Origin of the sequence: Rhodococcus sp. C3V, assembly GCF_029269915.1 — a bacterium.
Lineage (GTDB): Bacteria > Actinomycetota > Actinomycetes > Mycobacteriales > Mycobacteriaceae > Rhodococcus_F > Rhodococcus_F qingshengii.
In genome coordinates this window covers 141,148-163,691 of record NZ_JARJBE010000005.1, presented here as the reverse complement: position 1 = coordinate 163,691, position 22,544 = coordinate 141,148, and the positions used below count along the sequence as shown (strand labels likewise).

The 22,544-nt window shown below is 61.5% G+C and carries 21 protein-coding genes; 12 read left to right on the top strand and 9 right to left on the bottom strand.

Translation table 11 applies throughout. The features are described from left to right. Positions 1-6 precede the first annotated feature (6 nt). A complete protein-coding gene (locus P3G66_RS15645; protein WP_007730515.1) occupies positions 7-1,218 on the top strand; it encodes a helix-turn-helix domain-containing protein in 1,212 nt (403 codons plus the stop codon). On the opposite strand, the gene P3G66_RS15640 is transcribed toward P3G66_RS15645, so the two are convergent. Continuing rightward, positions 1,219-2,046 carry an SDR family oxidoreductase gene (locus P3G66_RS15640; RefSeq protein WP_276116822.1) on the bottom strand — a complete coding sequence of 276 codons (828 nt, stop codon included), beginning with the start codon at positions 2,044-2,046 and terminating at the stop codon, positions 1,219-1,221. A 164-nt stretch (positions 2,047-2,210) separates the two neighbouring features. Here P3G66_RS15640 and P3G66_RS15635 point away from each other — a divergent pair, with 164 nt between their 5' ends. Continuing rightward, the gene (locus P3G66_RS15635; RefSeq protein ID WP_276116821.1) at positions 2,211-3,443 is read left to right on the top strand and encodes a helix-turn-helix domain-containing protein; all 1,233 of its coding nucleotides are present in this window, start codon (positions 2,211-2,213) and stop codon (positions 3,441-3,443) included. Between the two features lie 4 nt (positions 3,444-3,447). Here the strand turns inward: P3G66_RS15635 and P3G66_RS15630 are convergent, their stop codons facing one another. After that, positions 3,448-3,795: a hypothetical protein gene (locus P3G66_RS15630; protein WP_054825100.1), complete on the bottom strand. Its 348-nt coding sequence runs from the start codon at positions 3,793-3,795 to the stop codon at positions 3,448-3,450. 225 nt (positions 3,796-4,020) lie between these two features. Between P3G66_RS15630 and P3G66_RS15625 the strand changes: the two genes are divergently transcribed. Beyond that, positions 4,021-5,106, top strand: a complete 1,086-nt coding sequence (locus P3G66_RS15625) for a TerC family protein (protein WP_003942925.1) — start codon at positions 4,021-4,023, stop codon at positions 5,104-5,106. Positions 5,107-5,167: 61 nt separating this feature from the next. Here P3G66_RS15625 and P3G66_RS15620 read toward each other — a convergent pair whose 3' ends face one another. Continuing rightward, positions 5,168-6,214 carry an NADP-dependent oxidoreductase gene (locus P3G66_RS15620; protein ID WP_276116820.1) on the bottom strand — a complete coding sequence of 349 codons (1,047 nt, stop codon included), beginning with the start codon at positions 6,212-6,214 and terminating at the stop codon, positions 5,168-5,170. A gap of 368 nt (positions 6,215-6,582) precedes the next feature. On the opposite strand from P3G66_RS15620, the gene P3G66_RS15615 reads away from it, so the two are divergent. Then, positions 6,583-7,848, top strand: coding sequence for a cytochrome P450 (locus P3G66_RS15615; protein ID WP_099697170.1), 1,266 nt, complete (start codon positions 6,583-6,585; stop codon positions 7,846-7,848). A 138-nt stretch (positions 7,849-7,986) separates the two neighbouring features. After that, positions 7,987-8,568 (top strand): PadR family transcriptional regulator, encoded by a 582-nt coding sequence (locus P3G66_RS15610; protein WP_081604840.1) that lies wholly within the window; start codon positions 7,987-7,989, stop codon positions 8,566-8,568. Positions 8,569-8,676: 108 nt separating this feature from the next. Here P3G66_RS15610 and P3G66_RS15605 read toward each other — a convergent pair whose 3' ends face one another. Beyond that, the gene (locus P3G66_RS15605) at positions 8,677-9,399 is read right to left on the bottom strand and encodes a helix-turn-helix domain-containing protein (RefSeq protein ID WP_007730520.1); all 723 of its coding nucleotides are present in this window, start codon (positions 9,397-9,399) and stop codon (positions 8,677-8,679) included. A gap of 280 nt (positions 9,400-9,679) precedes the next feature. Between P3G66_RS15605 and P3G66_RS15600 the strand changes: the two genes are divergently transcribed. After that, complete coding sequence (locus P3G66_RS15600; RefSeq protein ID WP_007730522.1) at positions 9,680-10,606, top strand: alpha/beta hydrolase; 927 nt, start codon at positions 9,680-9,682, stop codon at positions 10,604-10,606. A 5-nt stretch (positions 10,607-10,611) separates the two neighbouring features. Here P3G66_RS15600 and P3G66_RS15595 read toward each other — a convergent pair whose 3' ends face one another. Both P3G66_RS15595 and P3G66_RS15590 read right to left on the bottom strand, forming a co-directional pair. Beyond that, on the bottom strand, positions 10,612-11,262 hold the full coding sequence (locus P3G66_RS15595) for a Dabb family protein (RefSeq protein WP_276116819.1): 651 nt from the start codon (positions 11,260-11,262) through the stop codon (positions 10,612-10,614). Further along, positions 11,255-11,602 (bottom strand): hypothetical protein, encoded by a 348-nt coding sequence (locus tag P3G66_RS15590; RefSeq protein ID WP_007730530.1) that lies wholly within the window; start codon positions 11,600-11,602, stop codon positions 11,255-11,257. The genes P3G66_RS15595 and P3G66_RS15590 overlap by 8 nt, the downstream gene beginning before the upstream one ends. A gap of 241 nt (positions 11,603-11,843) precedes the next feature. On the opposite strand from P3G66_RS15590, the gene P3G66_RS15585 reads away from it, so the two are divergent. Then, positions 11,844-12,731: an SDR family NAD(P)-dependent oxidoreductase gene (locus P3G66_RS15585; RefSeq protein ID WP_042921616.1), complete on the top strand. Its 888-nt coding sequence runs from the start codon at positions 11,844-11,846 to the stop codon at positions 12,729-12,731. Positions 12,732-12,778: 47 nt separating this feature from the next. Next, positions 12,779-13,642: an SDR family NAD(P)-dependent oxidoreductase gene (locus P3G66_RS15580; protein WP_007730535.1), complete on the top strand. Its 864-nt coding sequence runs from the start codon at positions 12,779-12,781 to the stop codon at positions 13,640-13,642. Between the two features lie 27 nt (positions 13,643-13,669). Here the strand turns inward: P3G66_RS15580 and P3G66_RS15575 are convergent, their stop codons facing one another. The 3 genes from P3G66_RS15575 to P3G66_RS15565 form a co-directional block, all read right to left on the bottom strand. Next, a complete protein-coding gene (locus tag P3G66_RS15575; protein WP_276116818.1) occupies positions 13,670-15,166 on the bottom strand; it encodes an MFS transporter in 1,497 nt (498 codons plus the stop codon). Between the two features lie 154 nt (positions 15,167-15,320). Beyond that, entirely contained in the window at positions 15,321-16,784 is a 1,464-nt protein-coding gene (locus P3G66_RS15570) for a benzaldehyde dehydrogenase (protein WP_276116817.1), read from the bottom strand. Between the two features lie 93 nt (positions 16,785-16,877). After that, on the bottom strand, positions 16,878-17,768 hold the full coding sequence (locus P3G66_RS15565; RefSeq protein ID WP_095972371.1) for a LysR family transcriptional regulator: 891 nt from the start codon (positions 17,766-17,768) through the stop codon (positions 16,878-16,880). A 124-nt stretch (positions 17,769-17,892) separates the two neighbouring features. Here P3G66_RS15565 and P3G66_RS15560 point away from each other — a divergent pair, with 124 nt between their 5' ends. The 4 genes from P3G66_RS15560 (at position 17,893) to P3G66_RS15545 (ending at position 22,543) form a co-directional block, all read left to right on the top strand. Further along, entirely contained in the window at positions 17,893-19,260 is a 1,368-nt protein-coding gene (locus P3G66_RS15560; protein ID WP_003942969.1) for an NAD(P)/FAD-dependent oxidoreductase, read from the top strand. 49 nt (positions 19,261-19,309) lie between these two features. Further along, complete coding sequence (locus tag P3G66_RS15555) at positions 19,310-20,062, top strand: IclR family transcriptional regulator (RefSeq protein ID WP_003943227.1); 753 nt, start codon at positions 19,310-19,312, stop codon at positions 20,060-20,062. 98 nt (positions 20,063-20,160) lie between these two features. Next, a complete protein-coding gene (locus tag P3G66_RS15550) occupies positions 20,161-21,351 on the top strand; it encodes a 4-hydroxybenzoate 3-monooxygenase (protein ID WP_162114096.1) in 1,191 nt (396 codons plus the stop codon). A gap of 322 nt (positions 21,352-21,673) precedes the next feature. Then, positions 21,674-22,543, top strand: a complete 870-nt coding sequence (locus tag P3G66_RS15545; RefSeq protein ID WP_007730547.1) for a TIGR03619 family F420-dependent LLM class oxidoreductase — start codon at positions 21,674-21,676, stop codon at positions 22,541-22,543. The last annotated feature ends 1 nt before the right edge of the window (position 22,544 follow it).

Genomic DNA, 22,544 nt, shown 5'->3' with positions numbered 1-22,544 from the left:
GCGAGGGTGAGCCGAACCGGGGTACCTGACGACGCCATACGCCGGGTTGCCGCGGCGGGGGCCGATGACGCCGGTGGCCTGCCCGTCGAACTGCTGGGTGATTTCCTCGACGTGCTCAGCGATGCTGTCTGTGAAGGGAAACCGCTGCAGCGTCGCCAGCTGCACCGCTTCCGCGCTCGCGGGGAAGAAGCAGCGCAGCAAGGTGTGGCCCTGCGAGCCCTGCTCGATCTGTATCTCTCCTCGGCCTGGCGTCTGTGGCGTGAACTGCCTGCTGTTATTGCGGCACAATCGGATCCGAATGCCGTCGTCGCGGCCGGCGAAGTGATGCTGCGTGCCGTCGACGATGCCGTCGCCGAACTGGCCGAAGGGTTTCAGTTGGCCAGACGTTCTCTGGTCCGCTCGCAGGTATCGGCACGCCGCGAGTTCGTCGACGACTTGTTGACCGGCGGCGCTGACGTCGTCGGATTGTTGGATCGCGCTTCAGGATTCGGTCTCCACCTCAGTGGTCCGCATGCCGTGGCGGTAGTGACCGCCGCCCGTGAGTTCACCGACGACAACCCTTTGGTGCGCGCCGTCGAACGTGCCGTTCTGGGTAGCAAGGGTGACGCCGATGCGTTGGTCGCCAGCAAGAGCGGCAAACTGGTGGTCGTTTTCGCGGCGCCGGATCGCGATGCCGTCGACCACGTGCTGGCAGGGATTCGGTCGGCTCTCGGGCCGGGGACCGATGACGACGGGCGAGTGCAGTTGCAGCGGCGTCCTTTGGACGGCACGTGGCAGATCGCTGTCGGGCGCCCTCGAACCACCGCTTCGGGCGTGGTGGCGTCGTACCGGGAGGCGCTGGACGCACTGGACCTGGCGCAGCGCCTGTCGTTGACCGCACCGATCATCGATGCTCGTGACCTGCTGGTCTACCGGGTTCTGGTCAACGACAGACCGGCGGTCACCGACCTGATCCACACCCTTCTCACACCGCTGCTCGAGGCGCGTGGTGGCGCTGGACCGATGATCGACACACTGCTCGCGTACTTTTCCGCCGGCGGCAATACGGCTAAGACCGCCCGAGACCTGCATTTGTCCGTCCGCGCCGTGACGTACCGGTTGGACCGTATCCGTGAACTCACCGGTCAGAACGTCAACGATCCCAACGACAGCTTCGCGCTCCACGCTGCCGTACTGGGTGCGAAGCTGCTCGACTGGCCGGCCACCGAGCTGACCTGATCAGCTTGCGCGGGCGCGTTCTTCGTAGGCAGCACGTGCCGCGGTGTCGACGTCGCCGAGAAACTGCGTCTCGACGCCGAACAGTCGGCTCAATGCCTCGTACGGCCGCCGGGGGAAGAAGCCCTGTGCCTGCACGAGCAGCCCGGACACCCGCGTAATGCGTACGCGTGGGCGCGGTTTGGTGATCAAGCCGACGACGGCTTCGGCGATTTCCTCCGGCTGAACCTCTCGGAATCCCTTCATTCCCGAAGTGCCCGAGGTGAGTTGGGTGTTGGTGAGCGTCGGCAGCACAGACGAGATGTGAACTCCGGTGGCACGAACTTCCTTGCGGACAGAATCGGTGAAGCCCAACACCGCATGCTTGGCGCCGCAGTACGTCGACAAACCGGGGCACGGGAGTTCGCCTGCAAGCGAAGCGATGTTGATGACGTGTCCACGTCCGCGCGGAAGCATCCGCCGTAGTGCGAGCTTGGTTCCCGTGATCACGCCGAGGACGTCGATCTCGATGATGCGTCTGGTCACGGAGTCGTCCTCGTCGACGATCCGTCCGACCGGCATGATGCCCGCATTGTTGACCAGCACGTCGATCGGGCCGAGTTCACCTTCGACGGTGTCGAGGAAGTCGAAGAACGAGGCGGGGTCGGTGACGTCGAGGCGCCCGAACGTGCGGATGCCCAAATCCTTGGCTGCTTGCGCGAGAGTGGCTTCGTCGATGTCGCCGATCGCGACCGTCGCACCCAGGCTGATGAGCCGCTTCGCGGTGGCGTATCCGATGCCCCGGGCGCCGCCGGTGATGACCACTACCTGACCGTCGAAAGGTTTGTTCATTTACTCCAGCGTCTCCAAAGACAGGGGTTGGTTGCAGTGAGATTAATCTGCAGTGAGATGTGATTGTGGACCAGTCGAAACCGGGTTGCTAGGGCTTCTTGGCCGAAGTGAGACGATAGATTTGTGACTAAGTCACAATCAGGGTGACAAGTCGGGGAGGCGCTATGGACACATCGGAGTTGGACGGCTGGATTGCAAATCTCGCACCCATCTATCTCCAGCCGGAGGTGATCGACGGTTTCGTTCAACGCATCGACGACGCCATTGCGGTGGCCAATCCTGAAGTGGCGGCTGACCGGGAGCTACGACGCGATGTGGATGCGAGCACTGCGGCGCAGCTTCGCGTCATCGTGGCCGCGATCGCGGGCGGTTCCCAGGAGGTCACGCCGCCGCCGGAGTCGGTTGCGCTTGCACTCACCGTTGCCAGGCGCGGTATGGATCTTCGAGTCCTGCTCAAGATCTACGGTGCCGGACGCCTCGCGATGCTGGGCTTCGTCGACGAGTCGATAGAAGCACTCCCGATCGGTCCGGAACTCAAGCGCGCACTTCTGGTCCGAGTGTGGGGTTCGGCCATGAGATGGCTGGAAGTGACCACCGAATTGTTGGTGGCAACGTATGCGAAGGAGCGTGAGAGCTTGGCGCGCGGCGCTTTTGCGCGTCGGTCCGAGACGGTGCACGCGATTGTCGCAGGCGAAGCACTTCACTCCGATGAGGTGTCGCAGATTCTCGACTACCCGATGCGGCGCCACCACACTGCGTTTGTTCTCTGGACGGACGACACCGATCCGGCCGCCGACGTATTGGCCCGATTGGACTCGTATGCGCGTTCCTTTGTGGACGAGTCGAACGCCGAGCGCGTGCTGACGCTGCCTTCGGGGGCGCGCGAGGTGTGGTCGTGGGTCGCGCATTTCGACGACCATGAGTGGGCGGCGCTCGATCGTGCTCGGAATTCGGATCTTCGTGTCGCGGTGGGGGCCAGCGGTTACGGAATGGAAGGATTCGCGCGCAGTCACCGCGAGGCTCTCGCCGCGCAGCGCATCGCGGTCCGTTCGACGCGTTCGCCGGGGGTCACCGTCTACGAAGATGTTCAGGTTCCCTGTCTGCTCACCGAAGATCTGGACGAACTGCGTGCGTTGGTGGCTCGGGAATTGAAAGGCCTCGCCGGCGCGGACGGTGTCACGACGCGTATCCGTGACACCGTTCGGGTCTATTACGAGAACAATTGCACTGCAGCCGCTACCGCCGTGGCGCTCGGTCTGCACAAGAACACCGTGCGGTATCGACTCGATCAGGCCGAAAAGCTGTTAGGCCGCAGCGTGGACCAGCGTCGGCTGCCAACAGAGTTGGCGCTCATCGCGCTGGAGAGCTACGGAGCCGCCCTCCTGGCGAACCCGTGACTCGCTACTGCATGTCGACGAGTCCGGGGAGCGAATAGCCGGAGCTGTCATCCCAATCGGCGGGGGTGTCGTCGAGTGAAACGTCCCAGTCTGCGTCGGGAACCGCTCGCCGGAGTTCAGTCAGAGCGTTGAACCAGTAGACGAGCGAAGGGATTACCTCGGTCGGGTCGCTCGAGATCTTTGTCGAACCGTTGAGCAGAGTGTTGGGGATATCCGACGGATAGAGGTCCAGGACCTCGTAGTCGAACGGAAATTCGTCGTTGTGGACGGCGATGAGTCGGTCGACTTCGGCCTTCTCGTCGTCGGTCAGCGGTGTGGTGCGGACGGCGGAGTAGTACAACGAGGTGCTCATGCCTGCCAGGCTAGAACAAGATGCCGTCCAGCGGCGGTTTCGGACGCAACACCCTCAGATTGCATGGTCTCGGCAACTTCAGGTGTGAAAGTCGTCGATATTTCGACCGGGATGGATAGAAGTCGGCAAGGAACACTGGAGAAGACGGCGAGACGGCCGTCCGAACCCAGTGAAGGAGCTCCCCGTGACCGCAGTCATCAGTGCCATTCGGGTAGGTGGTCAGCGATGAACGTTCCCATGTGGGCGTGGGCCGCGTTCGCCGCAGTCATCGTCGTCATGTTGCTCATCGACCTGCTCGCCCACCGCGGCGCGCACGTCATCGGCTTCAAGGAAGCGGCCTGGTGGAGTGCACTCTGGGTCGGTTTGTCTCTCGTGTTCGCGGTGGTTGTCACCCTGACCTTGGGGGTGAACTCGGGCGTCGAATTCACCACGGCCTGGCTGTTGGAGAAGAGCCTCTCCGTCGACAACCTCTTCGTGTTCGCCCTGATCTTCGGTTACTTCAAGGTGCCCCGTGAATACCAGCACCGCGTGTTGTTCTTCGGTGTCATCGGCGCCCTGATCTTCCGCGGTATCTTCCTCGCCGCCGGCGTTGCCGTGGTCAGCAAGTTCACGGCCGTGCTGTTCGTCTTCGCCGCCATCCTGCTCTACAGCGCCTACAAGCTGCTCAAGGACGACGACGAGAACTTCGATCCGGGAACCTCGCTGGCGGTTCGCCTGCTGCGCAAGATCATGCCGGTTCGCGAGGAATACGCGGGAACCAAGTTCTTCGTCAAGGAAGCCGGAAAGCGCGTCGCAACACCGCTGTTCGCCGTCGTCGTCGCCATCGAAGCTGCCGACCTCGTGTTCGCAGTCGACAGTGTCCCGGCAGTGCTGGCAGTGAGTGACGATCCATTCATCGTGTACTCCAGCAACGCGTTTGCGATCTTGGGTCTGCGTGCCCTGTACTTCCTGCTCTCGGGCCTGCTCGAGAAGTTCCACTACCTGTCCAAGGGTCTGTCGATCATCCTCGCCTTCATCGGCGTGAAGCTGATCATGCAGGCCAGCCACAAGGTGATCAGCACGTCGATCCCCGAGATTCCCTCACTGGTCAGCCTCGCGGTGATCATCGTGGTGTTGGCAGGCTCGATCATCCTGAGTCTCAAGAAGCCGCTACCGGAAGAGCCTGAGGCCGAAGAGGTTGCGACCGGTGATGCACCGATCGACCTCGAGAAGTCAGGTGCTGACGGCAGCATCGAGAAATCCGGCGTCCAGCTCGCAACCGGCGAGCGCGACGACGATGACGACAAGGTAGATGCTCGGCCCAGAGGCTGACGCCTGATCGGCTGAACGAATCGAAAAGGGAGACCACACAACGACGTGTGGTCTCCCTTTGTCAAATCATCACCAACTGCTTCCCCCGGTTGTGCCCCGAAAGCTGCCCGATCAAGGCCGCTGGGGCATTTTCGATGCCCTCGGTGACATCGTTGCGGTAGCGCAGTCCACCTTCGGCGATTCGAGCGGACGCCCACGCCCGGTACTCCGGGTACCGGTCGTAGTGGTCGTAGCAGACGAACCCTTCGATGCGTAGACGTTTGCGTAGTACAGGGCGTAGGGGAGGCCCGACTTCGCTTTCATCCTGGTTGTATTCGCTGATCATTCCGCACACGACGACCCTTCCGAAATCGGCCATGCGATCGAAAACCGCTCGCGTGATCGAGCCTCCGACGTTGTCGAAATAGACGTCGACGCCCTTCGGACACAATTCGTCCAACTGCTCGCCGATGTTCGCCGTCTTCCTATCTATGCAGGCGTCGAACCCCAATTCCTCCACAACGTATTCGGTCTTCTCACCCCCGGCGATTCCGATCACCCGGGCGCCCGCCAGCTTCGCGATTTGGCCTGCAACCATGCCGACTGCTCCGCCGGCCGCCGAAACCACGACTGTGTCTCGCTCTCGGACGTCGGCGACCAACCGCATTCCGCAGTGTGCGACAAATCCTGGCTGTCCTAGAATTCCGAGTTCATCTCCTAGGGAAGCTCGATTCTCCCTCGGTATGCGGTCCAGGGCAGCGCCTTTGATTGTGTGATAAACCTGCCAGTGCGTGCCGCCTCGAACCAAATCACCTGCCGCAAAGTCAGGATGCCGCGAAGAAATCACTTCGCCGACTGCGATGCCGTCCAAACCGGAGTGCGCAGGCACTACTCCAGCCAAGACGACGTCGCCGATACCGGCAACAGCTCCCAACGGCCCGGGGGCAGAGCTGGTGGACGGTAGGCGTCTTCGTATCGCCGGATCGATCGAAAGATAGTGGGCGCGGAACAGAACTTCGCCGTCCGCGGGCGGCCGGATCGGAACCTCGTCGATCTGAAAATCTTCTACGACAGGCAAGCCGCGGGGAGCTCGAACGACTCGCACAGCGCGGTTCACATATTCGGTCATGCGCAATTTCCAATCTGCTTCGACACCGGTTCGCATCACTTCTCGGGACGATTTCCCGGAATTGATCTCGCCGCCTTACTGATTCACGGCGAAGACGTCTGGGAATTCTGTCCTCGAGCAGCAAGGAGCGCACCTTCCCGCCCGCTCAGTGAGAATGTGGCAACCCGACGTCCGGAGCGCGACTTCATTTCCCATACAGCGGGCGGTTTGTTGGTTGCCTCGTAGTCCGACTGTGAAGCTCTGCGCAGTTCAGTTCAGCGCAGCGCTGACGCTCGTCACCAGTGGTATTCGGCTGTGGATTTTTACGAGGGCGTCAATGATCTGCCAGATCTTGTGTGAGTGATTTTGTCGAGGACGAGAGGTTGACTATGACTTCGCCGGTGGGTTCGGAGCGTGCGGTTCATGACACAACGGATTGGCTCAGAACGGGATTGGTCGATCCAACGGAGCCAGGCTTCCTGTCCGATCCGTACGCGCGGTACGCGATTGCGCGAGAAGTTGCTCCGGTACAACAGCATTCGAATGGCGTATACATGCTTTTCGCCTACGACGACGTGAAACGCGCACTGGCGGACAAGTCGCTGAGTTCGTCGGAACAGTATGCACTCGAGGCACCGCGCAATATGCGGATCAAGGCGGCCGGTGGCAGCGACGCCTACTTGTTGCGCCCATCGTTGTCGAAGCTGGATCCGCCGGACCATCTGGCATTGCGCAAGCTACTGGCGCGCCCGTTCACGCCCAGGGCAATCAAGCGTTACGACGCGCGGGCGAAGGAAATCGTCGACGAGTTGCTTGCCGATCATGGACGGGGCTCCGAGATCGAGCTGGTGACGGAAGTTGCTCATCCGCTACCGATTCGCCTTGTCTGCGAAATTTTCGGTATCCCCGTACCTGCCGACACCGATACGATGTTCGAGTGGACCCGTAAGGGACTCAACCTACTCGATCCGTTTCTGACTGCCGAGCAGACCAGCGACTACATTTCCGCTCAACGTGATTTCTCGGCACACCTTCAGGACGTTATCGCTTGGAAGCGCAACAATCTTGGCGACGACATCCTGTCGGACTTCATCTCCGCCGGCGACGAAGGCGAGATAATCGGGCCGGATCAAGTTGCCGCTACCGTGCAGACTTTGGTCATCGCCGGACTGGACACCACAGTCAATCAGGTCGGTCTCACCATGAATGCACTTATGGGCCATCGTGATCAGTGGGAACGACTCGTCGACGACAGGGCACTGCTCGATCACGCGGTAGAAGAAGTCCTGCGCTATGAGCCGACGGCGCAGTTGATGATTCGCATTGCTCCCGAGGATTACGCGGTGAGAGATGCGGTGATTCCGGCCGGAAATCACATTGTGACGTGGCTGGCGTCGGCAAACCGCGATGAAACTCGATTCGGTCCGAACGCGGACAGATTGGACTGGTCGAGGTCAAATGTCCGGGACCACATCACGTTCGGTCACGGTGCGCACGCTTGCCTCGGTGCGTGGTTGGCCCGGCTGGAGATCAAGACCATCCTGAATGCGTTGATCGACAAAGCGCCGAAGACCGAGCTCGTCGACGGTGGAGTGACGTGGGGTGGCACGGCCTTTATCCGCGGTGTCTCCGAACTGCGATTGAACCTTTTCTGATTGCACGAATTCGTGAACAGACCACTCGGTGGGCAAGTCGGTGTCAGATGGTCGACGTCTTGTTAGTCTGGGCCGGTGCCTGATCCCGCAACTGCGTGTTACCCGGCATTGCCCGCGACAAGTTGGGCAGTGCTGGGAATGCTCACATTCGGAGAAGAACTCAGTGGCAGCGATCTGAAAAGCTGGGCCGACTGGAGCATCGGGTTCTATTACTGGAGCCCGTCGGTGAGCCAGGTCTATACCGAGCTCAAAAAGCTGGAAACGCTGGGATTCGTCAGTTCGCGGGAGGTTTCGGAATCGGGTGGGCGTCGTCGACGAGTGTTCACGATAACCGAATCCGGAATCGAGGCTCTCAGATCATGGTCACGCCGATCGGAGATCGAAACCCCCGTTCTCAAACATGGAGTGATGTTGAGACTGTGGGTCGGCCACCTCAACGACCCCGATCAGCTCAAGTCGATAGTGCTCGATCACATCGACAACCTCGAGGCAAAGAAGCTCAATGCAATCGAACACGCCGATAACTCGGAGAATGAACCCGCCTGGGCATTTACCGAGATGAGTCTGCGATGGATAGGCCGCCATTTTCAGATGGAGATCGACCTCGCCGCTCAGTTGCTCGATGACATCGATGAGGCCGCCGCTCGATTCGCGCAAGGCGACGCCAACGCTCTCGGCTTGCCGCAGCCCGTCAATGCCGGTAGTTGGAAGTTGATCTGAGCGTGCGGAGGTACAACTCTCCAGATTCTGCCCCACGCCAATAGAATTGTGCTGTCGAGGTTTTCGTGCCCAGTCTTCGTGCTTAGTCTTCGTGCCTAGTCTTCGTGCCTACTGAGCTCGCATGCTTTCGGTGGTCCGGACGCCCGCATTTCGCCACAGGGAAGCGGCTGTTTCCCGAAGAAGCCCGGTGAGAGGCGAGTTCCGCTCGTCGAGCGGCATTTGTCGGAGCGGTCCGCAGATCGACAGCGCGGAGGTCGCGACGCCGATCGGGCCGATCGGAGTGGCGATCGTGCCGAATCCGTCGATCGGCGTGTCACGGCCGTATCCCACGCCGGTTTTTCGGACCTCGTCGGCCGCCTCTCCTCGCTCGTTGTTGAAGGTGTGGAGGACCCTGCCGACGAGGGTTCCGTCTGCGCGCGTGCTGAAACCGATCCGATTCGGAATCATGCTGGCGAAACGACCTGCCATGTGGGCGCGGCACACCACATTTGAGCCGTCGAGAATCGTCATCTCGACGATCAGTCCGGTACGCCGGTGCAATTCGTACAGGTGCGGATGCGCAGCTGAGTGAAGTCTGTCCTGGTACACGGCCAACGAGCCGAGTTCCACGAGCCGCAACCCGAGCGTGTAATCGCGGCCGCTGCGGTGCAGCCACCGAAGTTGGACCAGATGGTCGAGTATGCGGTGGGCTGAAGACCTTGGAAGCCCGGTTCGTCGGACAATCTCGGCGAGGGTGAGACGATCTCGACCGCCGAACGCATCCAGTAGCAGAGAGACTCGGTCGAGGAAGGCGTTCGGCGTTGCGGGATCGACCTCGAGCTGGAGCGACATGTGTTCCCTCTGCTATCCCGTAGTCAAGTTGGACAACTGCCCTGGACAAGGCTATTTCGATTAGGAATGATGACATGTTTTTTCTGCTTTGTGAAGAAGGCCACCCTGTGGATCGGACGCCTCCGGTGCTCGTCGGCGGAAACGGACCACTGATCGGGAGAGCGGGTTCCTTGCTTGGTGGTGGGCGATCTACGTTGACGTGATCACACGCCAAGTGGACAAACGCGGATGCCGGCGCAGACGTAGCGCCACCCGCCGGGCTGAGAGACCAGGAGACGATATGACGATTCAAGCGGAAGTCACCACGATGCTTGCAACCCTCAACGCTGGATTCCCGGATGTCACCAGTGTCCCGCCGTCGGAGCTACGAACTCTGATTCGGAACCGACGTGCGCCGCTGACGGGTCTTCCCGACATGCTTTCAGTCGAGAATCACGTAATCGACGGTCCCGGTGGAGATCTGGCAATTCGCGTCTTTCGTCCGCATGGAACCTCGAACGACGTTCCTCTCGTGGTCTTCGCTCACGGGGGCGGTTTCGTGTTCTGCGATCTGGACAGTCACGACGAATTCTGTCGATCGATGGCGCAGGGAGTCGGCGCAGTAGTGGTTGCCGTCGACTATCGGTTGGCGCCGGAGCATCCGGCACCGGCAGCCCACGACGACGTCTACGCCGCGGTGGCGTGGGCCAGCGAGCATGCTGCCGAATACGGTTCCGACGCAGGTAAAATCGCACTTGTGGGCGACAGTGCGGGAGGGAACCTCGCGGCGACCGTGGCTATTGCCGCTCGGGATCGGGGTGGTCCGGAAATTGCCCTTCAGGTTCTCATCTACCCCGTGATCGACGACGACTTCGAAACCGAGTCGTATCGGCTCTACGGCACGGGTCACTACAACACCACCGCAGCGATGGAATGGTACTGGCAGCAGTACGCGCCTGAAGGTCGCGACGACGCCCGTGTGATTCCTACGCGTGCGGAGACGCTCGCCGGTCTTCCGTCGGCTGTCGTCGTGACAGCCGAACTCGATCCGCCGTGTTCGTCAGGTGACGCGTATGCGCAGATGCTCGCGACGGCTGGCGTTTCGGTGCGCCATCATCGCTTCGAAGGATTGTTCCACGGCTTCCTCACTATCCCGTCTTTGTCACTGACCGAGCCTGCGCGACAGAAGCTTTGGGCGATGACGCGCGAGGCGCTCGGTAGCGAGTAGGCAGATCACTTCACTGTCAGGAGTCTCTCGGTGAGATTGCCGAACGTGTGACAGATTCTGTCGTGGACCACTGCCTCGGGACATTCGGGGTCGAACCACCGGTCCACCACTGCCCAGTGAATCGGATGATCGAGGTACTGGGTCTGCAGTGAGCCGAGGTCGGTGAACTCCTGCTCCCAGACATGAGTCCATGGTGTGTGCCCGGTCGCTGCGTCGACTCGGCTGAGACGCCAGGCGCAGATCGACGAGATATGGGTAGGCATCCTGAGCAGATCCCGTTCGAATTCCTCGAGTACGTCCTGGGGTGTGCTGGGGGATACCCGGATGAACAGCGCTCGGTACACCTGACCGGCGGCTTCGGCGCCGGAACGTCCCGTGGTCCCGGACGAGTACTCGGCGCCGTGGAAGTGGTCGACGGTGGCGCAGCGCAGGCTGTCGTCGACCGCATCTCGGGCTGTCTGCCAAGCCATCTCGTCTTCGAACTGAAGATGGACGATCAGATCTCCGCCGTTGATGACGCCGGGAAGTGTCGTACAGACGAGACGACGTAGCGCGTTCGACGATTCGGCAACTGCGGCAATGTTCTTCACTGCAGCGGTCCACTCGTCGGCGCCCGCCCCGTTGGCGGCGTGCACGACTCTTGTCACGTTATACATTGCTCAGTCCTTCGATGTCCTTTGCTGCGGCGGCCATGGAGCGACTCCGTTCGATTATGAGCGGAGCCATTGCATCCCACCACTGTCTGAGGGTGGAGTCTCTGCGGCCCTGGCGCGTCATCGACCACCAGCCGGCCGTGCCGTCGACCGTCCAGGTGACGGTCAAGGTGTTCGGGTCTTGATCGCACCACAACGGAGGGCTGACGAGTACGTCGGCGAGTGTCATGCCGCGACGCTGTGCACTCGGCAAATACTGGTCGAGTAGCGCGTCGACGAACTGTCGACCGCATCCCGGTTTCGTGACTATCCGATCGATCACGTAGAGCGTTTCATCTGCCATTGGTGAAGATTACTTTCCCCTAACCCGTTGTGATGCTTTCGATCTCACACAGCGGGAGATAGCGGATTTGGTCATGTGCCCGGCATTTCGACACCTCCCGTCAGGCGGGAATCGTTGCTGTGCAACAGAATCGGATGATGCAACATGGCGGACAACGATTGCGTGAAATGCAGTCGAACTCAGGTCGAACACATACGTCATGTGTTCGATGTCGTGAAGTGGAAGAGGCTTGGAGGAGCAGTTGAATCACTCGCTGGTAGGGAAGACCGCGCTGGTGACCGGGAGCAGTCGAGGCATAGGCAGGGCGATCGCCAGGCGACTGGCGGCAGAGGGGGCAACCGTGGTCGTCACCGCACGGTCGACTCGGCCTACCGCGGCAGTCCGTGCCGACAGTAATGTCGTCATCGGCGGTACGTTGTCCGAGACCGTCGAGATGATCGAGTCGCAACACGGTCGTGCACTTGCCATTCCGGCCGATCTCGAGGATTCCGAGGCTCGCGACGGATTGATCGAGAAGGTCGTCTCGCGGACCGGAGGTATCGACATCCTCGTGAACAATGCCGGGTTTGCCGACTACGCGCCGATCGAGAAGATGTCGCTGGCGACGTTCGATCGGACCCTCGACCACTACATTCGCGCGCCGTTCGCCCTGTCGAAGGCAGCCATCCCCTACATGCGAGAGCGCGGCGCAGGCTGGATCGTGAACATCGGTTCCTCGACGGGACTGAATCCGATCAGGCCCTTCCGCGACTACAACAAGACGTCGGGTGACGTGATTTACGCGTCGATGAAGGCAGCACTGCACAGGTTCACACAGGGCCTCGCCGCGGAGGTGTTGGACGACAATATCGCGGTCAACTCGGTGGGGCCTTCCACTGCGATCTCGACTCCCGGCGCCGACGCACTCATTCCGGATGGATACGAAACCGAGCCCGTCGAGTATCTTGCCGAGACGGTACTGGCCATGTGTTCTCTTCCCGCGGCCGAGCGGACCGGCCTTGTAGCCTTCAGTCTTCATTTTCCCTGGTATCAGGATCTGGTCGTGAAGGCGCTCGACGGGCAAGGGCTGATGCCCAGACGTGAGCCACCGACGTGGTGCAATCCCAACATTCTGCCCGAAGGAATCTGAAGTCTTTGTCGAGCAATAGTTTCGGCGACACAACCCGAGGAGTGGAGATGTCCCACGCTGAACGCCGGTTCGGCACCGGCACGGCCGTCGTGACCGGTGCGGGGGCCGGTATCGGTGCAGGGTTCGCCCGTCACCTTGCGCGGCTGGGAATGACGGTGGTCGTTGCCGACATCGACGAGGAGCGTGCGTCGCTCGTCGCCGAGGACATTCGCGCGGCCGGTGGGAGAGCTGACGTCCATGGGGTGGACGTAGCGGATGCCGATGCCGTGAAGAGGATGGCGGACAATGTGTTCGATCGTCACGGCAGCGTCGAGTTGCTGGTCAACAATGCCGGAGTGGAGACGGCCGGGTTGCTGTGGGAAGTCAGTGGTGCGCGGTGGAGACGGTTGATGGAGATCAACGTCGACGGCGTCTTCTATTGCCTTCGTGCTTTCGTGCCATTGATGTTGAAGGTGGGTAAGCCGGCGTGTGTGGCCAATCTGTCTTCTGTCGGCGGGATCAACAGCGCCGCGGTGCAAGGACCGTACATCGTCAGTAAGTTCGCGGTGCTGGCGATGACCGAGAGCTTGCACCAAGATCTGTCGTTGGTCGACTCTCCGATTCAGGTCAGTGCTGTTGTTCCACACTCGATCCGGAGTGAGATCTTTCGTGCGGCCCAGCGTGACGCGCCGACTACGAACGTCACGGCAAACGCTGTCTTCGATGCAATGCAACAGGCGAACGTCGAATCCGGACTCGACCCGCTCGATGCCGCCGAGCACATGACCGAAGCAATAGCGCGTGGGGACTTCTGGGTGTTCTCCGACGACGACGCGTGTCGGCAGTTCACCGACCGCCGAGCCGCTCAGCTTCGAGACCTGTTACCTCCCGCCGATCCTCGCACAATGCTCACACGCATGGGCATCTCGTGAATGTGGAGCTGTTCGGAGCAGGTCTGTTCACGCGCTGCCGTTGACAGACGTCGACGCACTCTTGGGGAGGCCTGACCAACCCACCAGGCCGACCAGAGCGAAAGCTACGGCGGCAGTGACGAAGGTGACGGTGAAGGCGGATTCGCTGGGCAGAGCGGATACGCCCTCTGGCAGGTTCGCGATGGTCATCGAGGCGAGAATCGTAGTCACCACTGCACTGCCCATGGCGCTGCCGGTGGAACGGGAGATCGAGTTGATGCCGTTGGCTATTCCACTCTGGTGTCGCGGAACGCTCGACATGATGATCGCGGGCATGGCCGCGTAGCCCAGGCTCACGGCGGCGCCGATCACGATGCCGGCACCGATGACCGACGCGGTGTGCGTGTGGTCGTACGCGAGCCAGGCGAACGGCACCGCACCACAGATGGCGGTGAGTCCCAGGACGAAGCGTGGCCCACGCACTCTGATGAGCCGCCCACCGATCGGTGCTGCGATCAGCGAGGCAATCGCACCCGGCAGCAGGAATTCCACCGACGCACGCAGAATGCTGGCGTCGAATCCGTATCCCGTGAGGGCGTGGGGAAGCTGCACGAGATAGGAGATGCCCAGGAAGTTGGCGAACATTCCGAAGCCCAGCATGACCCCCGCCAGATTCGCCATCATCACGGGCCGGTGGACGAACATTCGCATGTCGACCAGTGGTTCGTCGACGATCTTCTCGATCCAGACCCAGACTGCGAACATCACGATCGAGCCCAGGAAAACACCGATGGTCACGGGTGAGAACCAACCCCATTGGTGGCCTTGCGAAATCGACAACAGGAGCAGAAGGAGTGCAGCGCCCAGGCTCAGCGCGCCGATGACGTCGACGCGCCCGCCGCTCTTGTGCTTGGTTGCCGGAACCAGCGTGATGACGGCGACGAGGGCAAGCAACGCGAACCCGGTGGCCATCCAGAAGGCGTTGCGGTAGTCGGCATCCGGAGCTGATGTGAGAAGTCCGGTGGCTACGAGGGCGAGCCCGCTGCCGAATGCGAGAGTTCCGCTGACCAATGCCATCGCGCCGGGAAGCTTGTGTGGGCGGACCTCTTCGCGCAGGACCGACAGAGCCAGCGGGAAGATGGCGGTGGCGGTCCCCTGGAGGACGCGTCCGAGGATGAGAAGTGGCAGATTGTGTGCCAGTGCGGCGACGATCGAACCGATGACCATGACGACCAGAACGCCGACCAGCGTGCGCTTCTTGCCGTGCTGATCGCCGTAGCGGCCCAACAGGGGAGTGAAAACGGCGGCCGACAGCAACGTCGCCGTCGTCACCCAACTGATGCCGGCCGCGGATGCGCCCAGGTCGGACTGAATACGCCCCAAAATCGGGACGGGCAGTGTCTGCATCATCGAGACGATCATCGCGGCCAGGCTGAGCGCCCCGATGATGACGGCCTCGCGGCGCGGCGATGTTACGACGGATCGATCCGGGGTGTCGTGGACCGTTGGCTGCGCAGCGCTGTCGGTCGTCACTGAATTCGTCAAGTGGGTCCTTCTCGGGAATTACAAGAGAAATTGCTTAATGTGGCGAAGTAATTTTCTCTGGATGGTAAGTCCGCGAGATCGATCCCGTCAATGCTGGTCAGTGAGCCCCTGGGGCCAGCTCGGTGTATTCAGGACCAACTCGGCGTGTTCCGGACTAGAAGGGGTAGACCGGGAGTGCGCTCTGCGCAGTCACCCACTGCGTTTCGGTGAAGGCGTCGAGGTTTGCGCCGATACCGCCGACGCGGCCACCGTTACCCGAAGACGCCATACCGCCGAACGGGATGACTGCTTCGTCGCCGACGGTCTGATCGTTGATGTGTACGAGGCCGGTGGGGATTTGTTGGGCGAGCTCGAGCCCTCGTATGGCGTCGGAGGTCAGAATGCCCAGTGACAGTCCGTACTCGGAATCGTTGGCCATGGCGACGGCCTGTTCGACGGTGGCGAAGGAGGTGACCGGTGCGACTGGCCCGAAGACTTCGTCGGCGAATGCCGGCGCGGTGAGTGGGGTGTCGGCCAGCACGGTGGGCCGGTAGAAGAGATCCTCGTAGGTGCCGCCGGCCGCCAGTTTTGCTCCGGCCGCGATGCTTCCGGTGACCAGGGAGTGGATGTGGTCGCGTTGTCCGGCGTCGATGATGGGTCCGAGTGCGACCTGACCGGTGAACGGGTCGCCTACCGGAAGCTTGTCGGCGCGTTCGGCAAGGAGTGCGGTGTAATCGGCGGCGATGCTTTCGTGGACGAGCTGGCGGCCGGTGGTCATGCAGATCTGCCCCTGGTGCATGAAGGATCCGAAAGCGCCTACAGATGCGGCCTTTTCGAGGTCGACGTCGTCCATGACGATCAGTGCGTTGTTTCCCCCGAGTTCGAGGTGTGCTCGTTTGAGATGGCGGCCCGCCAGTTCACCGACAGCGCGTCCTGCCCGGGTCGACCCGGTGAATGCGATGACGCGAACGCTCGGATGAACCACGATTGCCTCACCGGCGTCAGCGCCACCCGGCAGCATGCCGAACACTCCGGCAGGCAGACCGGCTTCTTCGAAGATGCGGGCAAGAACCACACCGCCACAGATCGCCGTGCGCGGATCAGGCTTGAGGATCACCGAATTGCCCAGTGCCAGTGCGGGAGCGACTGCACGGATCGACAGAATGATCGGGAAGTTGAACGGTGCGATGACGCCGACGGTGCCGACGGGGACGCGACGAGAGAAGCTCAGCCGCGGTTGCTCCGAGCGCAGCACCTCGCCGACGGGGTGTGCGGCCAAAGCTGCTGCGTTGTAGCACTCTTCGGCAGCGGTGTGGGTTTCCAGTCCGGCTTTGGCGGGAATGCTGCCGGCCTCGCGGATTACCCATTCGCCGATTTCGTCGGCGTACTGCTCGAACAGTTGACCGGCGCGGCGTAGAACGGCGGCTCGTTCGGTGTACGGCCTTGCTGCCCAATCCTTCTGAGCGGCACTAGCTTTTGTTGCAGCGGCTGCCACGTCGTCTGGTGTTGCCATGCCGACCGTCGTCAACTGCTTGCCGGTGGCCGGTTCGACGACAATACGATCGTCGGCGCTACCGCGAACCCATTCGCCGTCGAAGATCTTCGATTCCCACACAGGTTCGCTCAGCAAACGCGTCATGGCCGCTCCTCGGTAAAGGGATGCAACCGCGCGCCGCATCACATGGTTGTGCACCACGTTGCTCCGTGAGGGGAGTCGATCGCCATCGCACTTTCACTCAGTGAAAGACGGATTCATGGCGTCCTTGAGCGCTTGGATCAGATCGGCGAACTCGGTCGAGTGGGTGGCGCCGCTGCGGGTCACTCCCGAGACGGGAATTCGCAAGCGGCCGTGCGATTCTCGCATGAAGCTGATGCCGGCGCGTGGAGATTCGCCTGCGGTGATCGAATACAGCAGGGTCCAGGCGCGCGGGTTGGTGATCACGTCCAGCGTGGCTGTGTGATCGCTCGGAATTGCAGGGCCCAGTTGGACGCGTCGATCTATCTCGCGGAACGCGTCCTCGACCACCTTGTGAATGAGCACCTGGCTTTGGCGCGGCGGCAGGAGCAGGGGGTATGCGGCCAGATCATTGAGGTCGACGCTTTGTTGGCCGGCCAGGGGGTGCCGGCTCGACATGACGACCAGCAGATCTTCGACGCCGAGGTCCAAGGGTTCGAGTCCGGGGCGGTCGACGCCGCCGCGAATCAGCGCGATGTCGGCGTCACCGGAGGCCACGGCATCCATGCGGTGGGCAAAACTCTTGATGACGAACTCGACGTCCAGGTCCGGATGACGTTCGCGCACGTGTGCGATGGCGTCCAGCGTCTGAGCGGCGAAGCTCATGTTTCCGGTGATCCGGATCCGGGCTCGTGGGTCGCGTGCGACGGAGTAGGCCATCGTTTCGAGGCTGAGGACTTGCTGCGCGATGGGCACGAGTCGCGATCCTGCCGGGGCAAGACGAACGGCTCGGGTCGAGCGTTCGAAGAGTGTCGCGCCAAGCTCCTTCTCCAGTCGGGCGACCTGATGGCTGATCGCCGACTGCGAGATGAAGCAGCGCTCGGCAGCGCGACTGAAGCTCAGTTCCTCGCTCACGACGAGGAAGTACTTGAGTTGGCGGAAGTCCATGAGGACAGCTTACTTATGAGCAATCGAGATAACAGTCTTGCGAATACTCCAGCTAGCTGGACCCGACCCATGATCAGTCCATACCGTAATAGTCATACTTTCAATTTGGTTGAGGAGATTTGTTGTGGATAGAACAGCTGCGGGTCGCGCTGACATCGACGCGACTGGACACGAGCAGACTCAGGTAGTCATCGTCGGTTCGGGATTCGGAGCCCTCGCCGCGGCCAAGACCCTCGCGAAGTCCAAGACGCCGTTCGTCCTCATCTCCGCCACCACCGAGCACCTCTTCCAGCCGCTGCTCTACCAGGTGGCGACTGGTGTTCTGTCGGCAGGCGAAGTTGCTCCGCCCATCCGCACGATCCTGCAGAAGTACCCCAACGCCGACGTGCGTCTCGGTCGCGTCGTCGAGGTCAACGCCGAAGAGAACACCGTCGTCTACGAGGCTTCAGGCACCCGCCACACTCTCGGATACCGCTCGCTCATCGCAGCCACCGGTGCCACCCAGGCGTACTTCGGTCATGACGAGTTCGAAAAGGTCACCTACAAGCTCAAGACCGTCGAGGATGCCGAGGTCCTGCGTAAGCAGATCCTGCGTTGCTTCGAAGAGGCTCACACCACCAACGACGCGCTGGTTCGCCGCAACCTGCTCAGCTTCGTTGTCGTCGGTGCAGGCGCGACCGGCGTCGAGCTCGCCGGACAGATCAAGGAACTGGCGCGTCGCTACTTCGCCAAGTCCATCAACAACATCAGCGCCGACGAGGTCACGGTCACCATGGTCGAGGGCGCGGGCGTTGCGCTTCCGGCCTTCGGCGGCAAGCTCAGTGAGTACACACAGGCCTCGCTCGAGAAGTCGGGTGTCGAGGTTGTTCTCAACACCATGGTCACCGCCATCGACGAGCACGGTGTCACCGTCTCTTCGGCAAAGACCAAGGAAGAGAAGCGCATCGACGCCGAGACCGTCATCTGGTCGGCCGGTGTTCGCGCCAACGACTTCGCAGCAGTGCTCGGCGAGGCGACCGGTTGTGAGAGTGACCGTGCAGGTCGTCTGCTCATCAATCCGGACTTGACCGTCGGCGGGTTCGCCAACGTCTTTGCCATCGGCGACATGACTTCGCTGAACGGTCTGCCGGGTCAGTCGCCCGTTGCAATGCAGGGTGGCCGTCACGCAGCGAAGACTGTGAACGGAAAGGTCAAGGCCGGAACGCCTTTCAAATACTTCGACAAGGGCAGCATGTCGATCATCAGCCGATTCAGCGCTGTGTGTCGCGTCCGCAAGGTCGAGTTCAAGGGCACGATCGCCTGGTTCATGTGGCTGGCCGTGCACGTGATGTATCTGGTGGGCTTCCGCAACCGGTATGTCGCTGTGATGTCGTGGTTCGGTTCGTTCATCGGTCACCGTCGTCCGCACTTCCACTACGCGCAGGAGCCGATGAAGATCGAGGCCACGCCGCCGGTGACCGAACGCGAACCGGAATTGGCGCACTCCGCGTAGCTCCGCACCGCCTGAACACGTTTCGCCTGATGTCAGTCACACTGTGTGAATGGCATCAGGCGAGCGTTCGTTGATCGGCCGGGCATTTATCGTGCTCGGTGCCTTCGACGCGAAATCGCCGCGGTTGACGCAGTCGGAGATCAGTCGTCGCAGCGGTTTGCCTCTGCCCACCGTCCATAGACTGTGTGGGCAGTTGGTGGCTGAGGGCGCACTCGAGCGTCGGAGTGACGGCAAGTACCAGGTCGGAGTCCGGTTGTGGGAGATCGGCGCTCTCGCTCCCGGCGCTCACGGCCTACGGCAGGTGGCGTTGCCGTTCCTCGAAGACCTGTACGAGGTCACCCGAGAGAACGTGCAGTTGGTCGTTCGTGAGGGCACCGAGGCTCTGTACCTCGAGCGCTTGTCCTCGCGTAGCGCCGTCACCGTGGTCGGCCGTGCCGGCGGAAGATTGCCGTTGCACGCGTCCAGCGGTGGATTGATTCTCCTCGCGCACGGCGGAACCGAGCTTCTCGACGACGTCCTTCGCGCCGGCCTCGAGTCGTTCACTCCCAAAACCATTACTTCCGAGCGGATTTTGCGAGCGACTCTCGACGAGATCAGGCGCGCCGGATTCGTGGTCTGTCGTGAGTATCTGAACGTCGGAACCCTTGCCGTCGCCGCTCCTGTCCGCGAAGCCGGGGGCAGTGTCGTGGCAGCGGTCTCGACAGTTGTTCCGGTGGAGCAGGATCCGGCTCCTTTACTGCCGGCGTTGGTCGCGGCCGCCCGTGGAATATCACGCGGGCTTGGTAGCGGTGGGTTTCGATAGCTCGTTTCGGTCTTTCACTGAGTGAAATTGCAGCTGTTCAGAGGAGTGATCGTGGTCGAGGGTGGTCTCAATCGTCACTCACCTCAGGAGCTCTCTGTATGTCTTCTTCACGCACCCAGGTCGGAATCGTCGGTGGTGGTCCCGCCGGGTTGATGCTCTCGCATCTGTTGCATCTGAAGGGAATCGATTCGGTTGTCCTGGAATGCCGCACCCGCGAAGAGGTAGAAGGCACCATTCGTGCCGGCGTGCTCGAACAGAACACGGTTGATCTCATGGTCGAGACCGGACTCGGTGATCGACTGAAGCGAGAGGGCCTCGAACATCACGGAATCGAGTTGCGATTCGGTGGACGAGGGCACCGAATCGCGTTCGACGAACTGACCGACGGGCGAGCAGTCACGGTGTATCCGCAACACGAGGTGCTCAAGGATCTGATCGCGCGGCGTCTCGCTGACGGCGGGGACATTCGATTCGGAGTGTCCGACGCGCAAGTACACGATCACGAATCGGATCGCCCGAGTATCACTTTTGTCGACTCGGACGGAAATGATCAGAAGCTCGAGTGCGCCCTGGTGGCCGGTTGCGACGGTTCACGCACCGGAACGCGAAAGCTGATTCCCGAACCGTCGATCCGAACGGATCATTTCCGCCAGTATCCCTTCGCGTGGTTCGGCATCCTGGCCGAGGCGCCGCCGTCGTCCGAAGAACTGATCTATGCCAACCATGAGCGCGGGTTTGCGCTGATCAGCACACGGACGCCCGAGGTACAGCGTCATTACCTTCAGGTCGATCCGGACGACTCCGTGGACAACTGGTCCGACGATCGAATCTGGGACGAGCTGCACATGCGCGTCGACGGTGAGGGGGCGGAGATCAAGGACGGCAAGATCTTTCAGAAGTCGATCCTCCAGTTCCGCAGCTTCGTGTGTGAGCCGATGCAGCACGGCAACCTGTTTCTTGCCGGGGATGCGGCGCACACCGTGCCGCCGACCGGCGCGAAGGGAATGAATCTCGCGATCGCCGACGTTTACGCACTGGCGAAGGCAATGGACGGTTTCTTCACCTCGTCCGAACGAAAGATGCTGGACGGGTACACCGAAACGGTGTTGCCGCGTGTGTGGCGGACGCAGCACTTCTCGTGGTGGATGTCGTCGATGCTCCATCGCTTACCAGACGACAGCGGTTTCGGGCATCGCCGACAGTTGGCCGAGTTGGACATGGTCACGCGTTCGGTGGCCGGACGAACCCTGATCGCCGAGAACTACGTCGGAACTCCCTTGCATCAGTAGGCCGATTCGCAGGTTGCACGGTGCGAAATCAGGGGGAGTGGGGTGCCAGGTGTCACCAGGACCTCGAAGTTCTTCGTATGTGTCCGCCTGGCGGGAAGCTTCCGAGCCGAAGTAGCGGGAGCTTTGTAACCTCGAACACGTCCTTGTCCAACCGAGGGTGGCTGATGCTTCGACCGCACTGCGGGGGAGTTGTCGTATGACTGAGCGTCGCAAGAAGTGACTGTTCAGGATCCACTGTCTCCCAGGCCGATCGGTGCGAACCGTCGTCGAGCTCATCGAGGCACTTCAGTCGCTCCGGTCAACTGAACAGAGGGATCTTCCGATGAAGTTCAGCCTCGCCGTGGCGATGATTCCCCTCTCTCAACTCGTTGCACTTGCGAAAGTGGCCGAAGAATGCGGCTTTTCTTCGATCACGATGCCCGACTCACTGTTCTTTCCCGAGCGGGGCGCTACCGGGTATCCGTATACCGCTGACGGTGTGCGTATGTGGGACGCGAAGACACCATTTGTAGACCCCATGATTGCCGCGGCCTTCATGGGACCCGGAACGTCGAAGATTCGCTTTTATCCGCAGGTGCTCGAGCTCAGCTCACGCAATCCTCTGCTGCTGGCAAGCCAGGTGGGGTCGGTCGCGAATCTGACAGGAGGCCGCTTCGGTCTCGGGGTCGGTGTGGGCTGGGCGCCAGAGGAATTCGAGTGGTGCGGCGCTTCCCCGAAGGATCGAGGCCCGCGAGTCGACGAGATGCTCGAGGTACTGCGACTGGTTCTAGGCGGCGGTATGGTCGAACATCACGGCAAGTTCTTCGACTTCGACAGGCTGCAGATGAGCCCGGCGCCGATCGATCCCGTCCCCATCTACATCGGAGGACATTCCGCGGCCGCATTGCGCCGTGCAGCGCGAGTGGGTGACGGTTGGACCTCGGCTACAGTCTCTTTCGCTGATCTGCAAGCTCTCATCGCGAGGATCGGCGTCCTGCGGGTCGAGTACGGGCGCGCCGAGTCCCCGTTCGAAATTCAGGCCGTCTGCGCCGATCGCTTCGGTCTCGACGGTTCCTTGGAACTGGCCGATAGCGGAGTGACGGAATCGATCGTCATTCCTTGGGCCATGTACGGCCTCGGGTTCGACTGCGACCTGGAAGCGAAGAAAGATGCGGTACGCAGGTTCTCCGAGGAAGTCATCTGCAAATTCTGAA